This is a genomic window from Nocardia sp. NPDC088792 (genome assembly GCF_044750615.1).
GTDB lineage: Bacteria > Actinomycetota > Actinomycetes > Mycobacteriales > Mycobacteriaceae > Nocardia.
Genome location: NZ_JBIVKC010000003.1, coordinates 1,735,425 through 1,760,700, shown reverse-complemented (window position 1 = coordinate 1,760,700; position 25,276 = coordinate 1,735,425). Strand labels below are relative to the sequence as shown.

Sequence of the window (25,276 nt, the reverse complement as noted above, 5' to 3'; positions counted from 1 at the left end):
CGCAGTGCAGGAGAAGCGAGTCGGTAAGGGGCTGCCGGGTGGGCGCCCGCGAGAGGAGCGGCTCGCGGTGGCGAGCGGCTCGTAACGGCCGGTGGCTCAGAACAAGTGGGAGACGATACCGGCGAGCGCGCCGCCGACCAGCGGGCCCGCGACCGGCACCCAGGCGTAGGACCAGTCCGAGCTCTTGCGCGACGGTGCGGCGGTGACCGTCCGCTCGCCGGCGAGCTCGGCGAGTTCGCCTCCTGCGCCGCCACCGACCGTCGCGGCTACGCGCTCCGGCTGAGCGGCCCGCGTGCCGCCCGTCGGCAGCACCGCGTGCGCGATGCGCGGCCCCAGGTCACGGGCGGGGTTGATCGCATAGCCCGTCGGACCGCCCAATGAGGCGCCGATGCCCACGACCAGCAGCGCGACCGCCAGTGGGCCCAGGCCGCTCGGGGTGTGGCCGAACGCGATGATCACCAGCACCAGCACGAAGGTCGCGATCACCTCGGTGAGGAAGTTCCAGCGGTAGGAGCGGATCTCGGGACCGGTGGAGAACACGCCGAGCTTCTTACCCTCGTCGGGTTCGGCGTCGAAATGCTGCTTGTAGGCGAGGAAGGCGGCGCAGGCGCCGAGGAAGGCGCCGATCATCTGGCCGGAGAGGTAGGCGATCGTGTTTGCGGCGTTGACCGGAATACCCGGCGCGAAATCGTGTGCGCCGCTGAAGATCAGCCCGACGGTGACCGCCGGGTTCAGGTGGGCGCCGGATTTGTAGGCGACGTACACGCCCGCGAAAACACCTAGGCCCCAGCCGAATGTGATCAGTAGCCAGCCGCCGTCGAGCCCCTTGGACTTTGCCAGCAATACATTGGCTACCACACCGGCGCCGAGCAATATCAGAATGCCTGTGCCGAGCGCCTCGCTCAGGACGATGGATCCGAAGTTCACCGTTGAACCTTCCTCTATGGTGCCGGCCACCCTCATTGGCCGGCGGATTCGACGGTAGGGCTGCGTGAACTGCCTGAATACCTGGACCGTTCGACAACGTCGAACGGTGTCGATGGATATTGCGCCCGAATGGCACTATCGTCCGACTGCCGTGGAGGGACATATGCCGCAGGTCACATCCGCTTTCGGTGATGCCCTTCCGCCATGACAAAGCCGTTCGGCATTGTCGAATGATGAACAGATAGGTTGCTTCATGCCCGGCCCCATCCAGTCGATCGAACGTGCAGCGGCCGTATTGCGCTTGCTGGCCCGCGGCTCCGGACCCATCGGCGTCGGTGAGGTGGCCGGCGCGCTGGGGCTGGCCAAACCGACCGTGCACGGCATCCTGCGCACGCTGCAGGGCGTCGGGTTCGTCGAACAGGATCCGAGCAGTGACAAGTACAAGATCGGGCAGGGACTGCGCACGCTGAGCACCGGAACCCTGGACGCCAACGAGTTGCGTTCGCGCGCAATCAACTGGGCCGACACCCTCGCCGCGCGGACCTGCGAGTCGGTGCGCATCGGCACCCGCTCCGGTGACTCGGTCGTGGTGATCCACCACGTCTTCCGGCCGGACAAGACCCAGCAGACCTTGGAAGTAGGGGAGCACCTGCCCGCGCAAGCCACCGCGTTGGGCAAGGTGCTGCTGGCCTACGATGCCGGGCTGGCCGCGGTGGTCGGCGGCGGCGAGCTGCCGGCATTGACGCGCCGCACCATCGTCGATCGCCCCACACTGACCCGGGCGCTCACCGGCGTGCGGCAGGCCGGATGGGCCGGGCAGATCGAGGAATTCCGGCCCGGATCCGCGTGCATCGCCGCGCCGATCCGCGCACTCGGCGGCCTGGTGGTCGGCGCGATCGGCATCAGCGGACCGGTGGAACGGATCTGCGATGCGCAACTCAAACCCCGGCCGTCGCTCGTGACTCAGGTGCGCGAGGCCGCCCACGCGGTCTCACGCGATCTCGGCGGCGAACGCGGTCCGTCTCGACAGGAAGACGACCTGTGACACAGCGCTATGTGCTGGCTATCGATCAGGGCACAACCTCCACCCGGTGCATCCTGTTCGATCAGCGGGCCCGCCTGGTCGGCGTCGCCCAGCAGGAGCATCAGCAGCACTACCCGCGGCCGGGCTGGGTCGAACAAGACGCCGGTGAGATCTGGCGCAATCTGGAGCGGATCCTGCCGCGGGTACTGCGAGATTCCGGGGTGAGCGCGGATCAAGTTGCGGCACTGGGAATCACGAACCAGCGTGAAACCACCGTGGTGTGGGACCGGCGCACCGGAGTACCGATCCGCCGCGCCGTGGTGTGGCAGGACGTGCGCACCGAGGAGCTGGTGCGCGAGTTCGAAGCCCGGCCCGGCGCCGCCGCCCGCATCCGCGAACTGTGCGGGCTGCCACTGGCAACCTACTTCGCCGCGCCCCGGCTGCGCTGGATGCTCGACATCACGCCCGGCCTACGGGAGCGGGCCGAGCGCGGCGAGGTGCTCTTCGGCACCATGGAGACCTGGCTGATCTGGAAACTGACCGGCGGGCCCGACGGTGGCCTGCACGTCACCGACGTGACCAACGCCAGCCGAACCCTGCTGATGAACCTGGCCACGCTCGGCTGGGACACGGAACTGTTGGAATTCTTCGGCATCCCGGCGGCGATGCTGCCGCGCATCGAACCGTCCACCGGCAGTTACGGTTCCACCCGAGAGGTGGTGCCGGGCATCCGGATCGCCGCGGCGCTCGGCGACCAGCACGCCGCACTGTTCGGTCAAACCTGTTTCGCGCGTGGGGAAACCAAGTGCACCTACGGCACCGGCGCGTTCCTCATGATGAACACCGGCCGGGAACGAGTGCAGTCCGAGCACGGCCTCCTCACCACCATCGGCTACCAGATCGATCGCGAGCCGGTCTACGCACTGGAAGGCCCGATCGCCATGACCGGAGCCCTGGTGCAATGGGTGCGCGACAACCTCGGGCTGGTGGCCAGCGCACCGGAGATCGAAACCCTCGCACGCACAGTGGAAGACAACGGCGGCTGCTACATCGTGCCCGCCTACTCCGGGCTGTACGCGCCGCACTGGCGCAGTGACGCCCGGGGCCTGATCATCGGCCTGACCTCATACGTCACCAAAGGACACCTGGCACGCGCGGTACTCGAAGCGACAGCCTGGCAGACCCGAGAAGTGGTGGACGCCATGAACGCCGACTCCGGACTACAGGCCAGCACCCTGCGCGTCGACGGCGGCATGACCTCGGACAACCTGCTGATGCAGGTGGTGGCAGACGTACTCGACGTACCGGTGGTGCGGCCCTTCGTCGCCGAGACGGTGTCCCTCGGCGCCGCCTACGCCGCCGGCCTGGCGGTCGGATTCTGGCCGGACCTGGAAGGGCTGCGCAGCAATTGGCGGGTAGCCGCAGAGTGGCTGCCGCGCATAGACCCCCGCCGCCGCGCCGACGAATACGAGCGCTGGCAGCGCGCCGTAGAACTCACCTTCGGCTGGATGCACGCCGACCGGGCCGCGGGCTGAGCCTGCCCGAACGGTCGTCGCTCGAGCGCCTCGACCGTGGTGGCCCCGTCCACCGCAGCTGCGTTCGGTACGCCACTGCGCAGTCGAGGCGGATCCGGCGCTCGATGCGGCGCTGCGCGACTATCTTTCGGTGCCGACCACCAGCTACGACCGGCCGTTGCCACTGCTGCAAGGTGTTTCGGACACGGTGCAGCCGATGCCCACCACCGTGTTGCTGCAGCAGGAATTCCAGCAGGGTGGCGCGCAGAGCCGGTTGCGGCTCTATCCGTCGGCCACCCATTTCACCGTGCTGCGCGAGTCCGCACCGGACGCCGACGCCTTCCTGGTCGGCGTGCTGCCGAGCCGGTAATCCGATAGCCGGCGCGGTCGCCCGGCGAAATATCCATCCGTTGAATGAATCTCGCGATTGAAAGAAGACGCGATCCGCGAGTACTCCCGGCGCGTCGCGGAATCACCACTACGGCTGGAGGAGGAATACGAGGTTGAGGAGCTCTACCAGACCCAAGACCCGGAGGTGGTGATCGGGGATCCGCGTCCGGGAAGCTGACATGGATCGCGCAATTCGCGCGGAGACAACGGAATCGGCGCCCGACCCCGCTCGCGTCTGATTTCGTGTCGATCACTTCGAGATAGTGGCGGTGGCGGCCCGCTCGGTCAGTCCCTGGATGTCGTCAGCGTCCACGACCCGGTGGAGGTCTTCGGGCGAGCCGCACCGCGAACTCGATGCGGGCACCCACCCGCGACAGTCGATCCACAGCGTCCTGACTTGTCACGGATCACGTGGACCGCAGTCCATGTCGCTTTCCAGAACGAGCCGGAGTTGACAGGCCGGAGTCAACAGGTATGAGAAACACCTAAGAAAGCCCGCACCAGCACGGCATTCCACTACTGCACTATTCTCCCGAGTGCGGTGCGGTCTAACGGGGACGTTCCGACGTTTCTCGATACGTCGACGGTGGGTTGTCGTCGTGTCGCGGCGGTCGGTTGTCGATCGTTCGTCCCCAGTTCGTTCCAGTGAGGACCAGCAGGCCGCCGACGGAGCCGACCAGGGTGAGGTGGTCGCCGCCGACAAGGACGCCGCAAAATGCTGCCCAGAGTGGCTCGGTGCCCAGTAGCAGGCTGACTCGTGCGGGCGAGGTCCGACGTACTGCCCACATCTGGATGAAGAAGGCAAACACGGTGCAGGCCAGGGCAAGATATGCCGTCAGCAGCCATCCGGTGCCACTGAGGTCACGCGCGGTCCGGCCGAGACCCGCCCCGTTGACTGTGGCCAGCGCTGTGGAGATGACCAGCACGGTGGCGAGTTGAACCAGCGTGACCCGGCCTGAATCGACCTCTTTGCCGTGTGACACATGCGAAATCACGGTCACATGCACCGCACGGGTGAGCGCGGCCAGCAGGATCAGGACGTCGCCCATGCCGGGGCGCGACAGCCCGGCGTTCTCGGTCAGCAGCAGGACCCCGACCACGGCCATCGCGGCTGCGCCGTGGAAGGCCCGCGGTAGCACGGTCTTACGGATCAAGCTGTCCAGCAGCGGAGTGATGACGATGGTCAGGGAGATGATCAGTCCGGCGTTCGACGCGGAAGTCTGTGTGACGCCGAAGGTTTCCAGCACGAGGATCCCGCTGAGGATCAGCCCGAACGCCACGCCGCACGCGAGTTCCCTCCGGGTGAACCGGCGCAATCGCGGTGCCAGCAACAACGCCAACATAGCGACCGCGAGTCCGAATCGCAGGGCAAGGAACCCGAACACGGTCTCGGTCGTGGCGACCTTACGTGCAGCCAGATAGCTCGACCCCCACGTCATCGCAACCACGAGCAGCGCCCCGTCCACGGCCCACCGGCTGCCTGAAAGTGGTGCGGTGCTGAGTCTTCCGCTGACCGATCGCGATCGATGAGCCGTCGCCATCCGGCCCCCTCCACCTGTATCCGCCACATTCGATCTTGTGGTGGAGCTGATCCTGTCAGGCAGATTCAAGTAGAACCATCGAATCTTTTCGGCAGGAACTATGTAGTAGCACTTAACAATGCGGGACATCGTCGGCGTGACGGTAAACGCACTACGTTGCCGCATAGTGGGCCGACCGAACCGGCCAGCCAGACGCGGCGGAAGATCAACTGGCCGTGCCGATTAGAGGCCGGCAGGATGCACCAAATTGCATCGAGTTCCGGATGTTGTACGCGGCTGACAACACGATGGGCTATGGCAGTTGCGCGGCGACCGATGAAATCCAACCGCCGATGGCGTCTGTCCAGGTAACAAGACCTGGAGACCGAAGGAGCCATCGATGCCAACCGGCATACTGAATCCCGATTTCAGCTCACCCGGCACGGCGCCCGTCGAGTGGTCCGCCGTGGAAGCGGTGCTCGACAGCGCAGGAATCTTCTGGCTATCTACTGTGCGGAAAGACGGCCGTCCACACGTCACTCCTATTCCCGCGATCTGGCACCGGAACCGCCTGCACATCGCGACCGGAGTTCACGAGCAAAAGGCGAAAAACCTTGCTGCGGAACCCCGTTGCCTCCTCACCACCGGCACGAACCAGTTGGACAGCGGCCTCGACGTGGTGGTCGAGGGCACGGCGCACCGGGTCGTCGATCCGGCGGTCCTGCAAACACTCGCACGACTGTGGAAGTCGAAACTCGACTGGGATTTCACGGTGCGCGACGGCGGGTTCGGCGATGCCGAGGGGCGCGTCGCCCATGTCTACGCCGTCGCCCCGGACAAGATTCTCGCTTTCGGCAAAAGCGACGGATTCACCCAAACCCGCTTTCGCCTTTGACCTGCCCCAACCACTCCCAACCGAACACGAGCACCCGACCGGGTGAAGCAAGCGGCCCGAACGCGCTGTAGCCGATTACAGAGTGTCATTGCTGCCGCTGCACTCTGCCCGGCGCGGACGCGAGAAGGTCGCCGGTAGGGTCCTGGCTCTAGAGCCGCTCGCAGGCGATATCGCGCCCGTTCTGGATGAACGTGAGAGTGCTGCCATCCAGGCGTAGCGTCGTGTCGGTCGTGATCGAGGTGAACATCGGGGCCTGGTCGCCGTTCATTCCCATGAACGTGAACGTCATTGACGGTTGCCCGTCGAACGTGACTTGCAGGTCGTCGCGGACTGTTGTGATCGACAGCTCGAGTCCTGGACGCAGCCGGTAGCGGCCCGTGAACCTCGCGAGCGTTGACTCGGCGGGCAGGTCGGGATCGGTTACCTCGATCGGGCAGTCCGGCCAGTCGTGTGCCTTCGCAATCGCGGCGAACATGCGTTGCACCGCATAGGTTCCGAGGTCGCTGTTGGTCATCACCGCCGCGCCGGCGCCGATGTCTCGATAGGCCAGCAGGTGGCACCGGAAGCCTGCGTTCCCGCCGCTGTGCCCGAACCTCGCAGGCCCGCTGACGGAGAGGAACGGCCCGAGACCGACCGCGTCCAGCCCGCCGATCTGATCTGTCGTGGTCGTAAGTATTTGCGGGGTCAGCATTTCGCGCGCGCGGCGCTGCGGGATCAGCGCGCCCGGCGCGCCCGCGTAGGCGGCCTGCACCGCGAGGGCATACCTGCACAAGTCGCTGGGCGTCGTCCACAGCCCGGCGGCGGCCATCTCTGGGTAGACGTGCCAACCGCCCGTGACGACATCACCGGTCACGTTGTGCCCGGACGCCATCACGCCGTGCAGCTCCCTCGGCGGCGGCTGGGTGTAATCGCTGTCGGCCATGCCGATCGGGTCGAGCACGAGCTCGCGCATCAGCGCCGGGAACGGTGTACCGGTTACCTCCTCGAGCAGCAGCTGTATGGCAAGCGTTCCACCGCCGGAGTAACGGAACTGTGTGCCGGGGACAGTGTCCACACGTACGCCACACGTATTCGCCGGAGACATCCCGCGCAGGATCTGCACGGTGGTCGGCAGGTCATCGGCGCGCTTATACCCCGGGAACCCCGACATCGTCAGGCCCGCAGAGTGGCTCACCAGCTGGCGTAGCGTCACGACCGGCTGCCAGTCGTCATTGCGCGGCAGTCGCCATGAGCGAAGCGTGGTGTTGATGTCGGCGTCCAGGTCGAGCACGCCGCGATCGACCAGCCGCAGCATTGCCAGCGCCGCAACGGGTTTGCTGATCGAGCACGCCTGAAATCTGGTCGTGCTTGTCACCGGCCGCGCCTCGCCGGCCGTCTGGACGCCGGACACTCCGGCCTGTGCGATCTCGCCGCCGACGATCACCGCCCAGCTGGCTCCGGGCACGCCGAACTGCGCGAGCGCTTCGTCGAGGGCAGCATCGTAGGTGGGCTCACTCATACCGGGGTCTTCTTCGGCAGCTTGCATCGCCGACATCATGCGGTCAGCCGGGGCATCAGATCAAGGACATTTCGGCCCGGCCTGTACGTCGCCGATCAGGGTTACCCGCCGCGCACTCGATATCCAGGCGATTGCGTGGGCTGACCACAACCGCCGCATGAGTGCACGGAAGTGCCGCTGATCGCGCTGGCGTCACCAGCCTGTGCGGCTTGGTGCACGCCCTGCTTCGTTCACCCGTGAGACGGCAGCCCGACGGTTGTCTCGAATCGGTCCTGGGTGGCATACAACTGCCAGGAGGCTTCGGCGAGAGCGGCAGGGTCGAGGGGGCCATAGCCGAACGGCGCACGTAGCCGCCAACTCTCAGTTCCGATAGAGAATCCCGAGTTCGTCGGCGACGAACGTCGAGCCCCGATTGCGTGCGACCCACATCTGGCCGAGGTCGATATTGCGCACGTGCACGAGTCCGGCCTTCGTGCCGTATTCGGCGGCGAAGCTCGGGACCTCGAGCTGCATACCCGTCAATCGCAGATCGCCCTTGGGGTTCTTGCCGATATAGGGCCAGCCGACGGCGGTGATCAGGACCTGCCCGTTGGGGTTCAGGATCTTTCGGGAGTTCGCCAGCGCGGCCATCAGCAGCCGCTGATTGTCGGTGCTCGACACCAGATACGACGACATGCCGGGGTCCTGACCGTTGCCGTAGGTCCCGGTGTGCGGATTGCGGAAGACGATCAGATCGAATTGCCCGACGGAGTAGTGGCCGGTGGCGTCCATTTCGAATCCGACTGCGACACCGGCACTTCCGAGAGCCTGGACATTGGTGGCGACCACGTCGCCGTACACCTTGCGCAGTTCGTTCTCGCTGCGTAGCTCGGTGGCCAGCACATCGTCACTGGGATCGGCATGCGCCGCATCGACCGGCTGGAAAGCCGCGTACCCCAGCTGTTGCTTGATGAAGGACAGGGACTCGATCACATTGGAGAAGTCGCCGCAGCCGTAAAGAAGGATGCGCATGGTGATTTACCTGCGTTTCTGCATATTGTGCACGCTCCGGCACCGCGCCGGAAACTGCCCGCTAATTGTAGAAACGAATCACGTTGTGCCGCAGCGAATTCGGAGCCGCACGGCATAACGGCCGGTCGGAATGCCGCCGCGGCGACTCGACCTCACGCCGCGGCACCGTGCGGACCTCGCAGCCGTGGCCGCCCCCTCGAACCTGATGTCCATCGGACGCTTCTCCGCGCTAAGCCGAATTAAATGGCGCAAATGCCCGATCAGGTGATGTTCGGCGGGTCCTTGTGGCGTGTGCACATGCAGTTTGCGAAACATTTGCTATAACTCCTACTTGTACGCGCCGGATCCTCGTCTAGCTACTTTTCGGACTGGAAGGACTCGCAGAGGTATGTCGGAACGCACGATCGGGCGACGTAAGTTCCTCGCGTCTGCGGGCGCGCTCGCCGTCGGTGTAACCGCAGGTAGCCTTCGCACGCCATCCGCGTATGCCTTGCCGGCCTCAGCCACCGGAAATGCCCGCGGCACCTGCGAGGAATTAGCTCGTGAAATGCTGCAGGTGGGTGACAACAACTCGGATCTGACCTTGGACTACCTGAAGGTCCTCATCGACCACGGGTTGCCGAAAGCCACCGCTCCGAAGAAGGTGATCGTGGTCGGCGCCGGACCGGCCGGACTGACGACCGGCTGGCTACTGAAGAACGCCGGACACGAGGTGACCGTGCTGGAGGCCAACAGCAATCGCACCGGCGGGCGGGTCAAGACATTCCGCGGACGCTTCGACGACAAGCGACTCTACGCCGAGGCCGGAGCGATGCGACTGCCGGACAGCCACCCACTGGTGCTGGCCCTCTGCGACAAACTCGGCGTGAGACGCAGGCCCTTCTACAACAGTGACGTGCTGCCCGCCACGCCGACTCCTGCTGCCCCGCCACCGGTTTCGTACAGATCCTTCACCGGCGAGACATGGACCAATCACACCGGCGGACCTGCCTACCGCTCGCCCGACGCGGCCGGGCATACCCTGATCCGGGTCAACGGCGACCGGGTGACCCGCGCCGAATACGCCGCCGACCCGGCTCGGATCAACAAGGGTTTCGGCGCGTCGTTCACCACGACGACCCGGGCGGCCTTGGACGCCGCGGTCGGAAAGTACGCGGTACCCACCGACCAGCCGATCGACAAACAGATCAACGGCTGGACCTCGATGTTCACCGACTACGAACCGCTCTCGACCCTCGAGTTCCTGCACCACCAGGGCTGGGAGCTGCCGCAGATCCAGGCCGTCGGCACCCTCGAGAACCTGACCTCCCGGCTGCACTACGGCGTCATCCCCATGCTCGTCGACCATGCCTTGATCCGGCCCGACGCGACCTACTGGGAACTCGAGGGCGGCACCGCCACGCTGACCGATGCGCTGACCACGGCCCTCGGGCCGGCGATCCAGATGGGCCGGCTGATGACCCGACTGGAACAGACCGGCGCCGGAGTGCGGGTCACCACCGTCGGCGAGTACGACCAGGACGACGTCCCCAGCGGCGTCCCCGACTCCACCCAGACCATCGACGCCGACTACGCGGTCGTCGCGATCCCGCTCAGCGCCATCCGCTTCTGCGAATTCCAACCACCCCTGTCCTATGCGAAGCAACGCGCGGTCACCGCGACCCACCAGGACGCCGCGACAAAAGTGTTGCTGGAGTTCAAGACTCGATTCTGGGAACAAGGCGAGCGAGGCTTCCGTGGCGGCGGCTGCGTCACCGACAATCCCAACCGATTCACCTACTTCCCCTCCCATGTCGACGCACCCGACGGCGGCGACCAACCCCCGGGTGGTGTGGTGCTCGCCAGCTACACCTGGTCCGACGATGCCATGCGCTGGGACTCGCTCACCCAGGACGAACGCGTAGACCATGCCCTGCACGGAATGTCGGACGTCTTCGGCACCGACACGGTGCTGCGGGAGTTCACCGGAGTCGGGCTCTCGCAAAGCTGGATGCAGGCCCACTACGCACTCGGCGAGGCAGCCATTCCGATGCCCAGCCAATTGAGCGAACTGCACCAGGCGACCCGCACCGTCGAGGGCCGGGTGCACTTCGCCGGCGATCACACCACCCTCAAACCGGCGTGGATCGCGGGCGCACTGGAAAGCGCCGTACGGGCCGCGCTCGAGGTACACGCGCATAACTGACCGAAATCGGTTTCCAACGACGTTGACCGGGAACGGAATCAGATGACTCAAGAGTTGCTCGTTGCCTGCTGCGCGGCGGCGATCACGGTGGTGCTCTTCCTCGTCGGAGACCGGCTGCGACCGAAATCCTCGCGGCGAATCAGCGATGAATCCTCGGGCACACTGCCCCTCGACCTGGCCAAGACCTTCTTCACCGCGGTGGTCGCCTTCGTCTTCGTGGTCTGCTGGCAAGCACACCAGAGCGCCCACGACCACACCGTCACCGAGGCGAAGGGCCTGCTCGACACCTATCGCGCCGCCGCCGTCCTGCCTACGCCGGACCAGCAGCGGATACAGGATCAGGTGCGGAACTACGTAGGTCAGGTGCTCGACACCGAGTGGCCGATGATGCAGCATCAGAGCCGGCTCAGCGACCCCGCCGACAGCACACTCCTCGCGCTGCGCGGCACGGTGGCATCGCTGCGCTCCCCGGATTCTGTCGTCACCGATGCACGATCACGAGCGCTGGCAGGACTCGATCAGGTCGCCCACGCCCGCCACGACCGCGCCCTCGACCAGAACCGCGATATCCCCGAATTCCTCTACATCACAGTGTGTTTCGGCGCGGCGCTGGTGCTGCTGAACCCCGCCCTGTCCGGCATCGCCTTCACCCGGCGCAGCGTCGCGATGACCGCACTGCTCGGCGTCGTGGTCGGTTCGGCGCTGTTGGCGCTGCACGACATGGAGCGGCCGTACTCCAGCGTTCTCGGCATCTCGAACGACGCGTTCGTCTACGCCCGGTCCGAATGCCGGGACATGCCCGGCATCAGCACAGAATGAAGCCGCCGCAGCTTCGCCGCAATCGTCGAATACTCAGGATTGCAGCGGGTTTGGTGATAACGGGTGCGTTCCTACCGGCGGCGGTGCTGTCCGGGGGAGAGGCTGCCGCCGACTCGGTGGCGCCGGCTCCGCCGTTCATCGGCGATATCGCGACCGGGAGTACGGCACCGCCGGCCCCCGACAGCGGCAGCGCCGCACCGGCAAGCCCGCTCGCGCTGGGACCGACACCATTCTCTCTATCACTGCTCGAAACCGGAAGCACCGGTGGAACTCTCGAACCCACCGCAGCTCCGATCTCCAACGGTCCGATCGCGCTCGGCCTCGACGAGGGCGCACTGCTGGCCGCGTGCGGCGGCGTCGCGGCGGCGGGCGGCTCGGCGCTTCTGCTCGGCTCGGCCACCGGCAGCGGCCTGCTCGGGTCGGCGCTGCTCGTTCCGGGTTCGGCCGGTTGGGGATTGGGCTCGGCCGTACCCGGATTGCTGGGGTCGGCGGCTCCGGCGGTGACCGGCTCGGCTACCGCAGAAATGATCGGCTCCGCGACGGCCGCACTGCTCGGCTCGGCCGGCTCTGCCATGACCGGCTCAGCGATACCCGCACTGCTCGGTTCCGCAGTAGCGGCCACCGGCTCGGCCGCAGTCACCTATTCCGGAGCCACCGGGTCGGCCCTGACAGGTTCCGGTCTCGGGAGTGCCGCAGTGGGCAGCGCGCTTACCGGCAGCGCTCTGCTCCTATGCCTACTGGCCGTGCCGGTTGCCCCGCCGACTCCCGGAATCCCGCTCACCATCCCGTCGCCATCCGCCGCGGCGCCCGGCGCACCGTCACCCGTTCCCGCGTCCGCACCCATGGCCCCGATAGGCCCCGAACCCGACCCTGCGACGATCGCGCCGATCCTCGCCGAAGCCGAACTCACGCAACCGATCACGTGGGACACCCTGGAACTCATCACCGTGCTGATCTTGACCATAATCGCTGCCGCCTCCACTCCCTCGGCCGCAAACCGCCTGAACCCGCCCCGCTGATCGCACAGACCGAAACGCTTGCGGCTGTACCAGGACAGTGGCCACGATCCTGGCATGCGGAAAGGACGGTCGGCTGCCATTAAGCCCGGGATCACACCACCGGAACGGATCGAACTGGGTGATCTGCTGTTGCGTCGATGGCAACCAAAGGACCTCGTGCCGCGCTGGGAGGCGATGCTTACCTCGCTCGAGCACCTGAGCGCGTGGATGGATGGCATCGCCGAACTCGCGACCATCGAGGGCCAACGTGCCTACAGTGGCATCGTTTCGGACTGGCCCAACGCCGACGGCGACTACCGCTACGGCATCTTCGACACTGCCGGCAATGTCCTCGGCGGCATCACTGTGCACGATCGTCTCGGCTCCGCCGCTGTGGAACTTGGCTACTGGTGCCATGTCGCGCACTCCGGTCGCGGCATCATCACCCGTGCGGTAGCAGCATTGACCGAGACAGCGCTGAAGCTGCCCGGGATCGATCGCATTGAAATCCACTGCGACGCAGCCAATCGTCGCAGCGCGGCGGTTCCGCGGCGGCTCGGATACCAACTCGACCGAACCAAGCCACGCGAAAGGTGCACCCCCGCCGAATCCGGCGAGGAAATGTGCTGGGTCAAGAACGGCCCCATTACACACTCGTAGCGTTGATCTCGCACCAACGCACTGAACTGCCGCTGGTCGCGCTGACCGAACCGGCCAGTGCGACCGTCCGGTCATCTTCGTCGGACATGCGGCCCCGTCCACGCCGTGACGGAAATTGTGCCGCCCCAACCAAACTGACTTCGCAAACGATGCCCGACGCCTTCACAAACCACCGCAAGATCAGCCCACCGACCCGTGGAACCATCCGTTAAGTGGAATCCATAGACGTGTACGAATACGTGAGCCCCGAATGGCTCGACGCCGTGAGGTTGATTGTCGCCGACCTGCTGCAAGGCCAGGACCTCGGCTCTCTTGACTACGTCATCTGCGAGGACCTCGCGAGCCCACCACCCGGCCGGGCCAATACAGCCGCCGGCACACTCAGCTGGTACCTCCGCATCCGCGGCAACAACGTCGAGGTCCACGAAGGATCCGTCGACGACGCCGATCTTCGCGTCGTCGCCGATTATGCGACGCACCAAGAGCTTTCGCGGCGCATGTGGGCAGGCAACCCTGAAGCCATCGCCGCCTCTCAACACCAGCGCCAACTCGCGACAGCCAGTGGCAAACTTCGAATCGACGGTGATCTCACCGCCGCGCCGCCCGTCGTGCTGGAGTTGATCGCCCAACTCCACGACCCAGTCGCCGCGATTACCGCGTAGCCGCCACGCGCCACGCAAGATGCCTGGCTACAGCTAAGGCGAGTGAGTGCTCATGCTGATGTGCGTGTATCAATCCGCCGATCGGTTGTCGCGGATCCTGGGTTCGTATCAGGACCTGTCGCGTAGTTCGGCGAAGGTCGCGAATGCCTTTGCCGCAGTGGCGCGACCGAGCGCGGCGTTGTCGCACATGGTCGATTCGTAGGCACTCAAGGCTGGGATCAGGTCGGTGCCTCCGTCGCGGACATCGATCAGCTTGTGGCACAACAGCTCACCGTCCATCAACGCGAGATTGGCGCCGAGTCCGCCTGGCGGCGCCGGGTGCGCGGCATCACCGAGCAGTGTCACTGCCCGTGTCGGCCACGGGTGCACCGGGTCGCCTTCCCGGATCGGTCCGATCTCGCTGTTGGCCACGTCCGCTTGTCGAAGCAGTTCCCGCAGGTCGGTATCCCAGTCGTGGATCAGATCGAGGACCGGTGCAAGTGCGGTGTTCTGCGGTACCGCACCCGGCAGCATGAGCACCCAGCGCACATAGCTGGGTGTGTCGGGCAAGGTCACGTCGGGCGCAAGCTGGGCGGCCGCCTCGGCAGGTGGGCGTCGGAACACCATCTTGCCCAGCATCAGTTGCACGTCGCGAGTGGTGACGATCGTGCTCCAGCCCGGAATCAACGCAGCGAACCGATCGTTCATCGGAGTACGCCCGATCGCCCCGTACGTCGGCAGTTCGTGCACCTGGATTGCGGGCAGCAACTGTCTGCGGACCGTCGATCCCATGCCGTCGGCACCGACGACGACATCCGCGATCGTGATCGTGCCATCGGCGAAATGCAGTCGTACCCGGCCGTCCGGCAGCTCCTGATAGCGATCGAGCTTCATCCCGAACCGAACATGTCCGGCCACATCGCTGAACAACAGGTGCCGCAATACGTTTCGGTCGAACATGCGGCCCTCGTCACGAGGCTCGATTTCGCTGATCTGGTTCAGCCACGGGTCCACCACCCTGCCGGTCCCACCGACGAGCCCACTTACCGCGTCCAGCAACGGGTGCAGCCGAGTCGGCACGGCTCGTCGCAGCGCGGCCAAACCCGGTCCTTCGAAACCGATCCGGTAACCCTGACAACGCGCCGTGATTCCGTTGTCGCGCTCATAGATCGTTGTGTCGAATCCTTCGCGGAGTAGCCGCTGGGCAAGTCCGAGTCCACCCAGGCCGGCTCCGACGATCGCTACCCGCATTCCACACCGCCTGCTGTCCATACGAGCCGACCACCGACGAGTCGGAGACCGGCGATTACTGAACGATCTAGCCTCATGCCTGCACCTTGCGAGAGACGGCTTGCGTCGACCTTGCACACCGCTGTCGCCGAACAGATCCGGTGGGAATCGCGGTGGAGAATCGGGCAAGTGAGCAGATTCGCTGAGGTCATCGTTCTCGCCCGAGATGCCGAACATGTCATGCACCACTTGACCATTCACGATGAAGAAGACAGCTGCTTCGGCCTTTGGATGACCTACGACGGCAAGCTCACCGAGGTTCCGATGCCATGCGGCCCAGCGAACGGGTTTGTGCTCGTTGAGGATTCGTTCCGGAGCTACGGCGATGCGATGTCGCCGGGCGAAGGGGGGAGTTGCCCGGCGACATCGACAAAGAACGCGGTCAGCGACTCGCAAGACCCGAATGACCACCGTTATGGGCCAATTCTGTTGGGGGGTGAACAGCTGGCCCGCACAAGATCTTACGGGTACGTCCTGCCTGCAATGCAACCCATTCAGAAGCATTGTGAGAAAGCCGATTCCGCACCCGCCATCCTGGGATGGTCGCTCACCGGCCAGCCGTGGGGTGTCGACCCCCCTTCGGACGACACCCACTCGGATGGCCGGTGAACTGCTCATTTCCTCGGCCACCTCGTCGCGGAACAGTGCACCGGACTTCACTCACCGTCTACCGTTTTGAGGTGCTGTAAACATATCATGAGTCCCAATTGAGTGGACAGTGAGTACTTTTCGGCTCAGGCTGAGGGTTCTGTGAGTGGTAGGTGACGTCGTTGTTGTGAAGCCGAGGGTGGGAGGGAAGATCATCGAGGATGGGACGCATAAGGTTTGGCCCGTGGTGACGCAGGAACTGCAGGAGCGGTTCGGTCGGATTGTGGCCGAAAGGCGCGAGGAGCTCGGGCTCTCGCGGCCGGACGTGCGCATGGCCAGCGGACCTTCCGTCGCGACGATGGCACGGATCGAGAACCCGCAGTCGAGTACCGCACCGCCGAGTCCGGCAACGCTGCGCCTGCTCGACGTCGGCCTGCGATGGACCGAAGGCAGCGCAGCGAGAGCGCTCCACGGCGGCGACCCGATGAAACTGGGTGAACAGTCCTCGGTAGCGGATGGTCGCGGATCGCAGCCTCCAGGAAGAGGTGAACACGATCCGCTCGACTTCCGCGCGGTGGAGCTCGATGTCGAACTCGTGGATGCACTGATCGCCGCCGCGGATCGTTGCTTCCAGCTCTGTGACCGCGCCGATCTCCCCGATGCGGCTCGGGAAGCGGCACAAGCGGTGAAGGCGCAACTCGGAGTCGCCGTCGGCAGGCTCGCGGCCGCGCAGGCAACCGAAGTGCTGGAGCGGGCGGGAGGTCCGGGTAACGCACTGCCCAAGAACATCGAGAGACTCATCGGTGCGGTGCTGGCGTCGCCACCGACGGCCACAGGTGTCGAACGGGAGAACCAGCAGTACCGGCGCTGGCTCGCAGGCACTGCAACAGACTTGGATCCGATCCTCGTCGACAGCTTCTTCAGACGGTGGCGGTCTAAGCTGAACCGGATCAGTCTGATTGAGGGAGAAGGCGGTTGAGTCCGAGCAGCGGAGTCGTCCCGTTGGAGGAGCGGGTGAACCTACTGTTCGCCACCATCATTGACAACGATGGTGGCGAGGTTAGCACACTGACTGTGGCTCAGGCTCTTTCGAAATCCATGGGTCGCCAGGTGGCCGAGGAGGATATCGAGGCCCTTCGGCGCCCGGGGGCGCGGAGACCCAGCGACAGCCTGCTCGGTGGACTGGCGGGCTACTTCGATATGCCGGAGAGCTTCCTTTCCGACGAACCCGAGCAGTACTACAGTATGTTCTTGCAGCTGAGTTTGCTGATCATGCAGCGCGACAAAGGAATTCCGTTCATTGCCCTTCGTCCGAATTCGGATCACCTGGACGACAACGCGTTACACGTATTGACGCGCTACCTTGAATACCTCGACGAGAAGGCGTTGACGCCGTCACCGTTGGATTCCAAGCCAGACAAGGAGAAGACGACTTGACCGACTCTCATTCCGGGACGGTGCCGGTACCGGGCGGCTCGCTGTACTACGAGGTCCAGGGAACCGGCTGGGATGTCTTGCTGATTCAAGGCGGGATCGGCGACGCCAACGCCACCGGGCAGTTGGTCGAGCAGCTTGTCGGTGACGGTGCGCGCGTAATCACCTACGACCGGCGCGGACTGGGCCGCTCCACCGTGGACGACACATCGACCACCACGATCGGCCTTCACGCCGCCGACGTCGCCGCGCTGCTGACGGCAGTCGCCGGGGAACCAGCCGTCGTGGTGGGTGCCAGCATCGGCGCGGTGATCGCGCTCCAACTGGCCGTCGATCACCCAGACCTGGTGTCCGCGCTGATAGCGCACGAACCGCCCTTGCCGGACGTGCTGCGTGAACCGGATCGCGAACGCGAACTCGACCACGTGGCCGAACTCGCTCGCACCGACGTGCGCGCGGCTATCCGCCACATGGCCGGCCTCGCGGGCGAACAGCCCGAACTCGAACCCGGCGCCATGCCGGGCCGACCGCGCGGGGATATCAACGCCACACTGACCCGGTTCTTCGCCCATGACTTTCCGGCGGTGCGCACCAGCGGTGTCGACGCCGATCGGCTCCGCCCTGTCACCGCGAAGGTTCCCATCACCCTGACCGGCGGAACCGGCGGCAGCGAACGCTGGGAGTATCGCTGCGCCCGCACACTCGCCGGGGACCTCGGCGTCGAGTTCGTGCGCATCGATGGCGGCCACGAAGCCCCCGCAACTCACCCGCGCAGCACCGCGGCGGCAATCAGCAAACTCGCCGGGGTCCGGAGGTGACCGGTGCGCGCCGAGAACACCGGTCGCCGGCACTGGCGTAGCGAAGCGCACCTACGCCGAGGCGTGAAGCAGTTGCTCCGGCAACTCGACATCGGTGCTCCCCTCGATGTGCGCTTGCTGTGCGAGCGGCTGTCTGAGCACCGGGGCAGGACGATCAAACTCGTTCCCTACCCGCTGCCGACCCCCGGTGCCTTCGGGCTGTGGATCGGCACGCACACCGATGATTACGTGCTCTACCAGCGCGACACGACCCCGGCGCACCAGGAACACATCATCCTGCACGAACTCGGCCACATCATCAGCGAACACGGCGGCGACGAGGATGACGACGACCTGTGGGGGCAGATCTTCCCCGACATCCCCACCCGCGTCGTGCAGCGCATGCTGCGCCGGGAAGGCTACGGCGTCGTCGCTGAACGCGAGGCGGAGATGGTAGCCACCGTGATCAAGGAATGGGCTGTCCTGCTCGACGAGCTCGGTGCCGGAAGCCGGCCCACGACTGCGGCGGGCCGACGGCTCGGTGGCGCGTTCGACGCTCACCAGGGATGGCTATAGCGATGATCGTGCTGGGGATCATGTGGTGTGCGGCGGCCATGGCGGCGGCGTGGAAAGGATCGCAACTGGCCAGGATCCCTCACGATCGCGGCTTGCAGATCGTCACCACGTGCACGGTGCTCGTGCTCGCCGCGCTCACCGCCCAGCTGGTGGTCGCCCTGCCGGGCACCCACTTCCCTCGGCAAACGCCGGTACTGATCGAGTTCATCCTGCTCAACTTCTTCTTCGTGCTGCTGCTGGGTTTGTTGCGCACGACGGGAGGACGGTTCGACATCTCTCGCCGTCCCTTCCTCGCCGACCTCGGTTTGGCGATCGCGGCCGGTGCCATCCTGGTCATCACCTTCGTGATCACCGACCCGTCGAGTTCGAGCGCCAACTACGGGGACTACACGGAGGCGTCCGGGCCGGCCGGAGTGCTCGTCTTCCACCTGGTCGGCAACCTGTTCATGGCCTACGCCACCGCATGCGGCGCCTACCTCGCGTGGACGGCGGCACGGCACGCCCTCGCCCACACCCGCAAGGGGCTTCGGGTCGCCGCCGTCGGGCTGGCCATTGCATGTCTCGGCAACCACGTACCCCGAGTGGTCGCCGAGACCGGGCGCCTCACCATCGACGCACCCATCCTGCCCGCCACAGCGACCTGGACACCCGGTCTGCTCGCGGCGGGCGTGGCCCTGTTCTTCCTCGGCGTCGGTTATCCCGGTGCTCGCACCGCGATCGTCAAGATCCGCCTGTGGGTGCAGGCCAAGCGTCGCTACCAGGAACTCCGGCCACTGTGGGAGATCTTGTACCGCGAGTTTCCCACCATCGCCCTGCTTCCCGGCCGCAGCCCACGACGCGACTGGTTCACTGTCCGCCGGATGCGTATGCGCTACTACCGGCGTGTGATCGAGTGCCGTGATGGGCTCGTCTGCCTGAGCCCCTACATGTCGGTCTCCGTACTTTCCACCCACACCCCGGCAGAACAGGCAGCGCTGGTCCGCGTGGCCATCGAACGCCGCGCCGATGCCACCGCCCCCACCCACCCCACGATCATCGCCCCACCCCAGGAACCGGGCATGGAAGGCGATACTCGAGCCATCATCGCGCTCTCTCGCGCGCTGTGAGCGGTGGCAGAGCTCTGCCCGAGCAATGCGATCGTCGCGCCGAATCGGCCAATCCGGCCGATGACGCGGAAGCCCCCGAGTCGGGTGAGGTTCGCTGCCGTGGTCCGACGCCGCTCTGTCCGATCCGCGAGTCGACTGGGCCACGGCTGTTCACGCCGACTGTTCGAGATGATCGCGTTTACCGACAGGTCGGCGCGCTTGGGTAGATGCCCAGATCGCTAGGACGGCGCCGCAGCTGATCGCCCAGTCGGCGAGGTTCATGACGCTGAAGCCGCGGACGGCGATGAAGTCGACCACCGCGCCGGACAGGTCGCCCGGAGAGCGGAACACTCGGTCGGTGAGGTTGCCGAGCGCTCCGCCGAGCAGCAGTCCCAGCGCCAGTGCCCACGATCGGCTGGTCAACCGGCGCGACAACCGCACCACGACAACAGCCACGACTACCGCGAGTACAGAAAACACGATGGTGGCTGCCGAGCCGATACCGAATGCCGCACCGGGATTGCGCTGGACTCGCAGTTGCATCCAGGTGCCGAACACCGGCACCGCGGGCCGCCCCTCCAGTTCGGCTACCACCGCCGCTTTGCTCGCCAGATCGATCAGATAAACGACCACGGCCACGATCCGCAGCAGCCGAACCTGTTTGCCGCCCGAACCCGCGCTACTCGGTGTCTCGTCCACTGCTGCCACCGGCGCCTCCTCACTATCGCCCACCGAAGGTTGACCGATTACAGCACGCCGGGCCATGATTGACTGACCAAGTCAGTCAATCATGGGGTGAGATGATGCGTGGGCGTGTGGCAGCGCGGCCGTTGGCCGATATCGCTGATGCGGCGTGTCAAGTGTTCGCGGACAAGGGATTCCGCTCGGCCGGGATATCCGACGTAGCCGCGGCCCTCGGGCTCAGCCACGGCGCGCTGTATACCTATGTCGAGAGCAAACAGGCTCTGCTGCACCTTGCTCTGCTGCGGGCGCTGCGGCCCGGCGAGGTCGACATTCTCACGTTGCCCGTGGCCGCCGTTGCGCCGCATCGGCTTACCGAGATGTTCGATTCCTGGATTGCCGATCAGGCCGGCTTGCCGATCCTCGCGCAGTCCGCCGCCCGTCTGTCGGATCGACCGGTCGAGCAGGAGCTCGGCGAAATCATCGACGAGCTATACGAATTCATCGATCGCAACCGACAGGTCCTCGACCTTGTCGAGTGGTGTGCGAGCGAGTTGCCCGAGCTGGCCCAGACGTATTTCGTGCAGCGGCGCCGGGCAATGCTCGAGCAGCTGGGGGAGTTCTTGCAATCGCGAATCCACGCGCGCCGACTGCAGCCGGTTCCCGACGTCGGGGCGGCGGCCAGGTTCGTGGTGGAGACGATCGCCTGGTTCGCCATGCACCGCCACGGCGATCCCGACTCGGCGATGCTCGGCGACCTGAGCAGCCGCACCACAGTCCGCCATCTGCTGATGGCCGCGTTCGTCCCGGCCGCCCAGCCCGGGCCGGCGACACGGGGGAGGCGACACCGATGACCGAAATCGACCCTGCGGCAGCACAGTACAGTCCGGTCCCGTCACCTCGGTTCGAGCAGCGTCCGTACGGTCGCCCAGCGGTGGCCTGGCGCCCGGTGCTCGGGGTAGCCGCGGTGACGGCGATGGTGCATCTGCTGGTGGCCACTCGCTTCGGCTGGCATCGCGATGAGTTCTACTACGTCATTTCCGGTCGGCACCTGGACTGGGGGTATGTCGATCAGCCGCCACTGGTGCCGCTGCTGGCACGGTTGGCCGCCGACCTTCCGGGCGGGGTGCTGCCGCTGCGGCTGCTGGCGATCGCCGCCGAGATCGGGTGCGTCCTGTTGGCATCGGTGCTCACGGCCGAACTCGGCGGCCATCGGCGAGCCCAGATCCTGGCCGCGGCAGCGGTCGCCGCATGCCCGGTATTCGTTTCCGCCGCACTGTTTTTCGGCACGACGGTCGTCGATCAGCTGGTGTGGGTGGCCGTGCTCGTGCTGACAGCCAGAGCGCTGCGGCGATGTTCGACGCGAGCCTGGCTCGCCGCGGGCACGGTGGCGGGTCTCGGATTGCAGGCCAAGGACACCCTCGCGGTGCTGCTGGTCGGCATCGCGGTCGGCGTGCTGTTGTTTCGCCGCGACGCGCTGCGCAGCCGCGGCCCCTGGCTGGCATGCGGGGCGGCCGTCGTGATCGCCGCACCGAACATCATCTGGGATATGCGACACCAGTGGGCGAATCTGCGCATGGCTCGCGAACTCGCCGAACAGCAGGGCGGTGCACTGGGCGCGCTGACCCACGTGCCGGTACTGCTGGTGGTGCTCGCCGGCCCGCCGTTGATCGTGTTGTGGTATGCCGGTGTGCGCCAACTGATTTCGCGAGCTGGGTCCGAGCATCGCTGGCTCCTGGCCGCGACGGTCACGGTGGTGCTGCTGTTCACCGTCAGCGGCGGCCGGGTCTACTACGCTGCCCCGGCACTGGCCGCTCTGTTCGCGGCCGGAGCGGTACGAGTCGAAACCGCCGCGACCGCCCGCGGCCGATTCGGCTGGCCGGCCGCGGTCGCCACCACCGCGATCATCGCGCTCGTGATCGGATTGCCGGTACTCGGACCACGCGCATCGACAGAACTACGGCCGATCAACGCGCAGCCGATGGAAACCTACGGCTGGCCCCGATTCGTTGACCAGATCGCCCGCGCCGCAGCACCATTACCGGCCGATGCTCCTATCTTCGCCAGCAACTACGGCGAAGCCGGCGCGGTAACCATCCTCGGCCCCGCCAGGGGACTGCACCGGCAAGTCCTCAGTGGCCACAACAACTACCTGCTCTGGGGACCGCCACCGGGCACTCCCGACACCGTGCTGTGCGTGGGCCAATGGGACATCACCTACCTGCACCGCTTCTGGTCCAACGTCACCGAGATCGCACCCATCACGCTGCCGACCGGCCTGACCGACCAGGAAACCGCCCAGCACGCCGCCATCTACCTGTGCACCCAACCACACGGCACCTGGGCGCAACTCTGGCCCGGCCTACGACACCTCGACTGACAGCCGGTGGCTGGCCCAGTGCTCGCATTCAGCAACCAGGACAGCCAGGCATCTGCCACAACGCACTGAATTGCCGAATGCCGGCGGTCACAGTAATCGGTCGACCAGCCTGTCGATGTAGTCCGTGGTAAGCGGGCCCATGCCGAACAAGACGCGGATGTACATCGGGGCCAGGATGTGATCCAGCACGTCGAACGCGTCGGGTGCGTGCTCGCCGCGGTCGCGGGCGCGATCGAGCATGGACTGCAGTTGCCGCGTGCGTTCGGCGCGAAGGTTCTCACTAGCCTGCAGGCCCTGCTCGCCGTTGCTGGACAGGGCGACGGCTAGATGCAGCACCGCCGGGCCGTCGGGTCCGGTGATCTCGCGGGCCACTTGGGCCGCGTACGTGCGCAGGTCGCCGTCCAGGCTCCCGGTGTCGGGCATCGGTGACACTGCGTTGAGGCGGGTGAGCGCCACATCGCTGAGCAGAGTTTCCAGGTTGCCCCACCGGCGGTAGATGCTGCTGTCGGCTACGCCCGCGCGGGCTGCGATCTCACCGACGGTGAAGTTGCCGTAGCCGCGCTCGCCGATCAGGTCGGTGACGGCTTGGTGTACCGCCGCGCCGACGCGGGCGGCGCGGCCGCCAGGTCGCCGGACTCGTTGTCGCTCGTTCACACCCTTCACTTTAACGCAGTCAGGACTTGCGTTTGTGAGGCGCCATCCTTACAGTCATCTAACGCAGCCATTGGCTGCTTTAGCCCGCCCAGGTGTGCGCCACCCGCGTCAACCTCGGCTGGGCGAGACCAACGATTGAGAGGAATCCCCGTGACTCCATCGCATGCGGCCGTAGGCAATCGATCAAGCCGGGCCGTGCTGCTCGCGGTGACCTGTCTCGGCCAGTTCATGGTCCTGCTCGACAACACGATCGTCGGAGCAGCACTGCCCGATATGCAGCACCGGCTGCACACCGGCTTGACGGGTCTGCAATGGATCGTCGACGCGTACGTGCTGCTGGTCGCCATGCTGCTGCTGTCGGGCGGCATCTTCGCCGACCGGTTCGGCCGCAAACGGGTCTACCTGATCGGCGCGGTGGTGTTCACCGCCGCATCGGTGCTGTGCAGCCTCGCGCCCTCGCTCGGCTGGCTGGTCGCCGGCCGGGTGCTGCAGGGCATCGGGGCCGCGGCGCTGAGCCCTGCCTCGCTGGCCCTGCTCGTCGCCGCCTATCCCGTGCCGCAAGAACGAATCAAAGCTATCGGTCTGTGGGCCGGATTCAGCGGAATCGGCCTGGCCGCGGGCCCGGTGGCCGGCGGCGTGCTGACGGATGCCTTCGGCTGGCCCGCCATTTTCCTGGTGAATCTGCCCATCGGCGTGGTCCTGCTGCTGGTCGGTCTGTACAGCCTGGAAGAGACCCGCAATCCGAGCGCCCCCGCGATCGATATCCCGGGGACGGTGCTGTCAGTTCTGGGGGTGGGGGTGCTGACCTACGGGCTGATCGAGGGTGGTGCCCGCGGCTGGACGTCGCCGGTAATCCTGGGCAGCTTCACTACCGCGGTGATCCTCCTCGCCGCCTTCGTCGCCGTCGAAGCTCGTCGTTCCGCACCGATGCTGCCGCTGCGGCTGTTCCGGCAACGCCTGTTCACCGTGTCCAACACCGCCATGATCGTGGTGGGGTTCGCGCTCATGGGTTCGTCGTTCTTCTTCTCCCAGTTCTTCGTGTCCGTCCAGGGCAGCTCGATCCTGCGCGCCGGCCTGCAGACCCTGCCGGTATCCCTCGCCATGGTGATCGTCAGCCCGTACGCGGGCCGGCTCGCCGCCCGGTACGGCTTCCGAATCGTGGCAACCACGGGTCTGGCCCTGGCCGGCCTGGGACTGCTGGCGCTCGGCATGGTGCACGCCGACACCGGCTACGAGAACGTGTGGTGGCGGCTGGGCGTCGCCGGCATCGGCTTCGCCCTGACCATGTCCCCACTGACGGGAGCCGCCATCCAAGCAGTCAGCCCGCAGGAAGGCGGCCTCGCATCAGGCATCAGCAGCACAACCCGGCAGATCGGCGCGGTGCTCGGTGTGGCGGTGCTCGGGGCCATCGTCCGCGCCCGCCAATCCGGCGGCGCCTCCTTCGAAACCGGCCTGGACAGCGCCTTCGTCGCGGCCGGCGCCATAACCTTGGCCACCGCCGTGTTCACCGGCCTGTGGCTGGTGAGGTCCAAGCCCGCGGAAGCCTCCGCAGCGCCGCAACATTCCATCGACCCAGATACGGTCATCACGTCGAACGTGGCATCCACGAGCAGCCGTTGACAACAACCGGCTCGCCAGGCCTGTTCGTCGATCACTCCGCCGGGATGCACGTTGTCTTCCGCGACCCGTGTTGTCTCAAGCGGCCAGCG

Annotated in this window: 26 protein-coding genes; 19 read left to right on the top strand and 7 right to left on the bottom strand. The window is 66.1% G+C overall.

The window, feature by feature from the left end:
- Nucleotides 1-96: 96 nt before the first annotated feature.
- Nucleotides 97-927 (bottom strand): MIP/aquaporin family protein, encoded by an 831-nt coding sequence (locus ACIP5Y_RS26340; protein ID WP_400353734.1) that lies wholly within the window; start codon nucleotides 925-927, stop codon nucleotides 97-99.
- Nucleotides 928-1,180: 253 nt separating this feature from the next.
- On the opposite strand from ACIP5Y_RS26340, the gene ACIP5Y_RS26335 reads away from it, so the two are divergent.
- From ACIP5Y_RS26335 to ACIP5Y_RS26320, 4 genes are all read left to right on the top strand, one after another.
- Nucleotides 1,181-1,972: an IclR family transcriptional regulator gene (locus ACIP5Y_RS26335; RefSeq protein WP_400353732.1), complete on the top strand. Its 792-nt coding sequence runs from the start codon at nucleotides 1,181-1,183 to the stop codon at nucleotides 1,970-1,972.
- Nucleotides 1,969-3,486, top strand: coding sequence for a glycerol kinase GlpK (gene glpK, locus ACIP5Y_RS26330; protein ID WP_400353730.1), 1,518 nt, complete (start codon nucleotides 1,969-1,971; stop codon nucleotides 3,484-3,486). The genes ACIP5Y_RS26335 and glpK overlap by 4 nt, the downstream gene beginning before the upstream one ends.
- Before the next feature lie 130 nt (nucleotides 3,487-3,616).
- The gene (locus ACIP5Y_RS26325) at nucleotides 3,617-3,835 is read left to right on the top strand and encodes a hypothetical protein (RefSeq protein WP_400353728.1); all 219 of its coding nucleotides are present in this window, start codon (nucleotides 3,617-3,619) and stop codon (nucleotides 3,833-3,835) included.
- 57 nt (nucleotides 3,836-3,892) lie between these two features.
- The gene (locus ACIP5Y_RS26320; protein WP_400353726.1) at nucleotides 3,893-4,033 is read left to right on the top strand and encodes a hypothetical protein; all 141 of its coding nucleotides are present in this window, start codon (nucleotides 3,893-3,895) and stop codon (nucleotides 4,031-4,033) included.
- A 370-nt stretch (nucleotides 4,034-4,403) separates the two neighbouring features.
- On the opposite strand, the gene ACIP5Y_RS26315 is transcribed toward ACIP5Y_RS26320, so the two are convergent.
- A complete protein-coding gene (locus ACIP5Y_RS26315) occupies nucleotides 4,404-5,321 on the bottom strand; it encodes a DMT family transporter (RefSeq protein WP_400353724.1) in 918 nt (305 codons plus the stop codon).
- Nucleotides 5,322-5,841: 520 nt separating this feature from the next.
- Between ACIP5Y_RS26315 and ACIP5Y_RS26310 the strand changes: the two genes are divergently transcribed.
- A complete protein-coding gene (locus tag ACIP5Y_RS26310) occupies nucleotides 5,842-6,270 on the top strand; it encodes a pyridoxamine 5'-phosphate oxidase family protein (protein ID WP_400353723.1) in 429 nt (142 codons plus the stop codon).
- 148 nt (nucleotides 6,271-6,418) lie between these two features.
- Here ACIP5Y_RS26310 and ACIP5Y_RS26305 read toward each other — a convergent pair whose 3' ends face one another.
- Together ACIP5Y_RS26305 and ACIP5Y_RS26300 are read right to left on the bottom strand one after the other, a co-directional pair.
- Nucleotides 6,419-7,795, bottom strand: a complete 1,377-nt coding sequence (locus ACIP5Y_RS26305) for a serine hydrolase domain-containing protein (protein WP_400353721.1) — start codon at nucleotides 7,793-7,795, stop codon at nucleotides 6,419-6,421.
- 333 nt (nucleotides 7,796-8,128) lie between these two features.
- Nucleotides 8,129-8,779: a Rossmann-like fold-containing protein gene (locus ACIP5Y_RS26300; protein WP_400353720.1), complete on the bottom strand. Its 651-nt coding sequence runs from the start codon at nucleotides 8,777-8,779 to the stop codon at nucleotides 8,129-8,131.
- 547 nt (nucleotides 8,780-9,326) lie between these two features.
- Between ACIP5Y_RS26300 and ACIP5Y_RS26295 the strand changes: the two genes are divergently transcribed.
- The 5 genes from ACIP5Y_RS26295 (at nucleotide 9,327) to ACIP5Y_RS26275 (ending at nucleotide 14,103) form a co-directional block, all read left to right on the top strand.
- Nucleotides 9,327-10,964: a flavin monoamine oxidase family protein gene (locus ACIP5Y_RS26295; RefSeq protein ID WP_400353718.1), complete on the top strand. Its 1,638-nt coding sequence runs from the start codon at nucleotides 9,327-9,329 to the stop codon at nucleotides 10,962-10,964.
- A 42-nt stretch (nucleotides 10,965-11,006) separates the two neighbouring features.
- Complete coding sequence (locus ACIP5Y_RS26290) at nucleotides 11,007-11,783, top strand: hypothetical protein (RefSeq protein WP_400353717.1); 777 nt, start codon at nucleotides 11,007-11,009, stop codon at nucleotides 11,781-11,783.
- Between the two features lie 50 nt (nucleotides 11,784-11,833).
- Entirely contained in the window at nucleotides 11,834-12,802 is a 969-nt protein-coding gene (locus ACIP5Y_RS26285) for a hypothetical protein (protein WP_400353715.1), read from the top strand.
- Between the two features lie 54 nt (nucleotides 12,803-12,856).
- Complete coding sequence (locus tag ACIP5Y_RS26280; RefSeq protein WP_400353714.1) at nucleotides 12,857-13,441, top strand: GNAT family N-acetyltransferase; 585 nt, start codon at nucleotides 12,857-12,859, stop codon at nucleotides 13,439-13,441.
- Nucleotides 13,442-13,653: 212 nt separating this feature from the next.
- Nucleotides 13,654-14,103 (top strand): hypothetical protein, encoded by a 450-nt coding sequence (locus ACIP5Y_RS26275; protein WP_400353712.1) that lies wholly within the window; start codon nucleotides 13,654-13,656, stop codon nucleotides 14,101-14,103.
- A 108-nt stretch (nucleotides 14,104-14,211) separates the two neighbouring features.
- On the opposite strand, the gene ACIP5Y_RS26270 is transcribed toward ACIP5Y_RS26275, so the two are convergent.
- Nucleotides 14,212-15,333, bottom strand: a complete 1,122-nt coding sequence (locus ACIP5Y_RS26270) for an FAD-dependent oxidoreductase (RefSeq protein WP_400353710.1) — start codon at nucleotides 15,331-15,333, stop codon at nucleotides 14,212-14,214.
- 168 nt (nucleotides 15,334-15,501) lie between these two features.
- Between ACIP5Y_RS26270 and ACIP5Y_RS26265 the strand changes: the two genes are divergently transcribed.
- From ACIP5Y_RS26265 to ACIP5Y_RS26240, 6 genes are all read left to right on the top strand, one after another.
- The gene (locus tag ACIP5Y_RS26265; protein WP_400353709.1) at nucleotides 15,502-15,981 is read left to right on the top strand and encodes a hypothetical protein; all 480 of its coding nucleotides are present in this window, start codon (nucleotides 15,502-15,504) and stop codon (nucleotides 15,979-15,981) included.
- A 223-nt stretch (nucleotides 15,982-16,204) separates the two neighbouring features.
- Nucleotides 16,205-16,939, top strand: coding sequence for a multiprotein-bridging factor 1 family protein (locus ACIP5Y_RS26260; protein ID WP_400353707.1), 735 nt, complete (start codon nucleotides 16,205-16,207; stop codon nucleotides 16,937-16,939).
- Nucleotides 16,940-16,974: 35 nt separating this feature from the next.
- The gene (locus tag ACIP5Y_RS26255) at nucleotides 16,975-17,397 is read left to right on the top strand and encodes a hypothetical protein (RefSeq protein WP_400353706.1); all 423 of its coding nucleotides are present in this window, start codon (nucleotides 16,975-16,977) and stop codon (nucleotides 17,395-17,397) included.
- Complete coding sequence (locus tag ACIP5Y_RS26250) at nucleotides 17,394-18,212, top strand: alpha/beta fold hydrolase (protein ID WP_400353704.1); 819 nt, start codon at nucleotides 17,394-17,396, stop codon at nucleotides 18,210-18,212. Before ACIP5Y_RS26255 ends, ACIP5Y_RS26250 begins: the two co-directional genes overlap by 4 nt.
- 3 nt (nucleotides 18,213-18,215) lie before the next feature.
- Nucleotides 18,216-18,767: a hypothetical protein gene (locus tag ACIP5Y_RS26245; RefSeq protein WP_400353702.1), complete on the top strand. Its 552-nt coding sequence runs from the start codon at nucleotides 18,216-18,218 to the stop codon at nucleotides 18,765-18,767.
- Complete coding sequence (locus tag ACIP5Y_RS26240) at nucleotides 18,758-19,873, top strand: MAB_1171c family putative transporter (RefSeq protein ID WP_400353700.1); 1,116 nt, start codon at nucleotides 18,758-18,760, stop codon at nucleotides 19,871-19,873. The genes ACIP5Y_RS26245 and ACIP5Y_RS26240 overlap by 10 nt, the downstream gene beginning before the upstream one ends.
- A 150-nt stretch (nucleotides 19,874-20,023) precedes the next feature.
- On the opposite strand, the gene lspA is transcribed toward ACIP5Y_RS26240, so the two are convergent.
- Nucleotides 20,024-20,560 carry a signal peptidase II gene (gene lspA / locus ACIP5Y_RS26235; protein ID WP_400353698.1) on the bottom strand — a complete coding sequence of 179 codons (537 nt, stop codon included), beginning with the start codon at nucleotides 20,558-20,560 and terminating at the stop codon, nucleotides 20,024-20,026.
- 92 nt (nucleotides 20,561-20,652) lie between these two features.
- Here lspA and ACIP5Y_RS26230 point away from each other — a divergent pair, with 92 nt between their 5' ends.
- Together ACIP5Y_RS26230 and ACIP5Y_RS26225 are read left to right on the top strand one after the other, a co-directional pair.
- On the top strand, nucleotides 20,653-21,387 hold the full coding sequence (locus tag ACIP5Y_RS26230; RefSeq protein ID WP_400353696.1) for a TetR/AcrR family transcriptional regulator: 735 nt from the start codon (nucleotides 20,653-20,655) through the stop codon (nucleotides 21,385-21,387).
- On the top strand, nucleotides 21,384-22,913 hold the full coding sequence (locus ACIP5Y_RS26225) for a glycosyltransferase family 39 protein (protein WP_400353694.1): 1,530 nt from the start codon (nucleotides 21,384-21,386) through the stop codon (nucleotides 22,911-22,913). The genes ACIP5Y_RS26230 and ACIP5Y_RS26225 overlap by 4 nt, the downstream gene beginning before the upstream one ends.
- Before the next feature lie 87 nt (nucleotides 22,914-23,000).
- Here the strand turns inward: ACIP5Y_RS26225 and ACIP5Y_RS26220 are convergent, their stop codons facing one another.
- Nucleotides 23,001-23,567: a TetR/AcrR family transcriptional regulator gene (locus ACIP5Y_RS26220; protein ID WP_400353692.1), complete on the bottom strand. Its 567-nt coding sequence runs from the start codon at nucleotides 23,565-23,567 to the stop codon at nucleotides 23,001-23,003.
- A 150-nt stretch (nucleotides 23,568-23,717) separates the two neighbouring features.
- Between ACIP5Y_RS26220 and ACIP5Y_RS26215 the strand changes: the two genes are divergently transcribed.
- Nucleotides 23,718-25,187: an MFS transporter gene (locus ACIP5Y_RS26215; RefSeq protein ID WP_400353690.1), complete on the top strand. Its 1,470-nt coding sequence runs from the start codon at nucleotides 23,718-23,720 to the stop codon at nucleotides 25,185-25,187.
- Nucleotides 25,188-25,276: the final 89 nt, after the last annotated feature.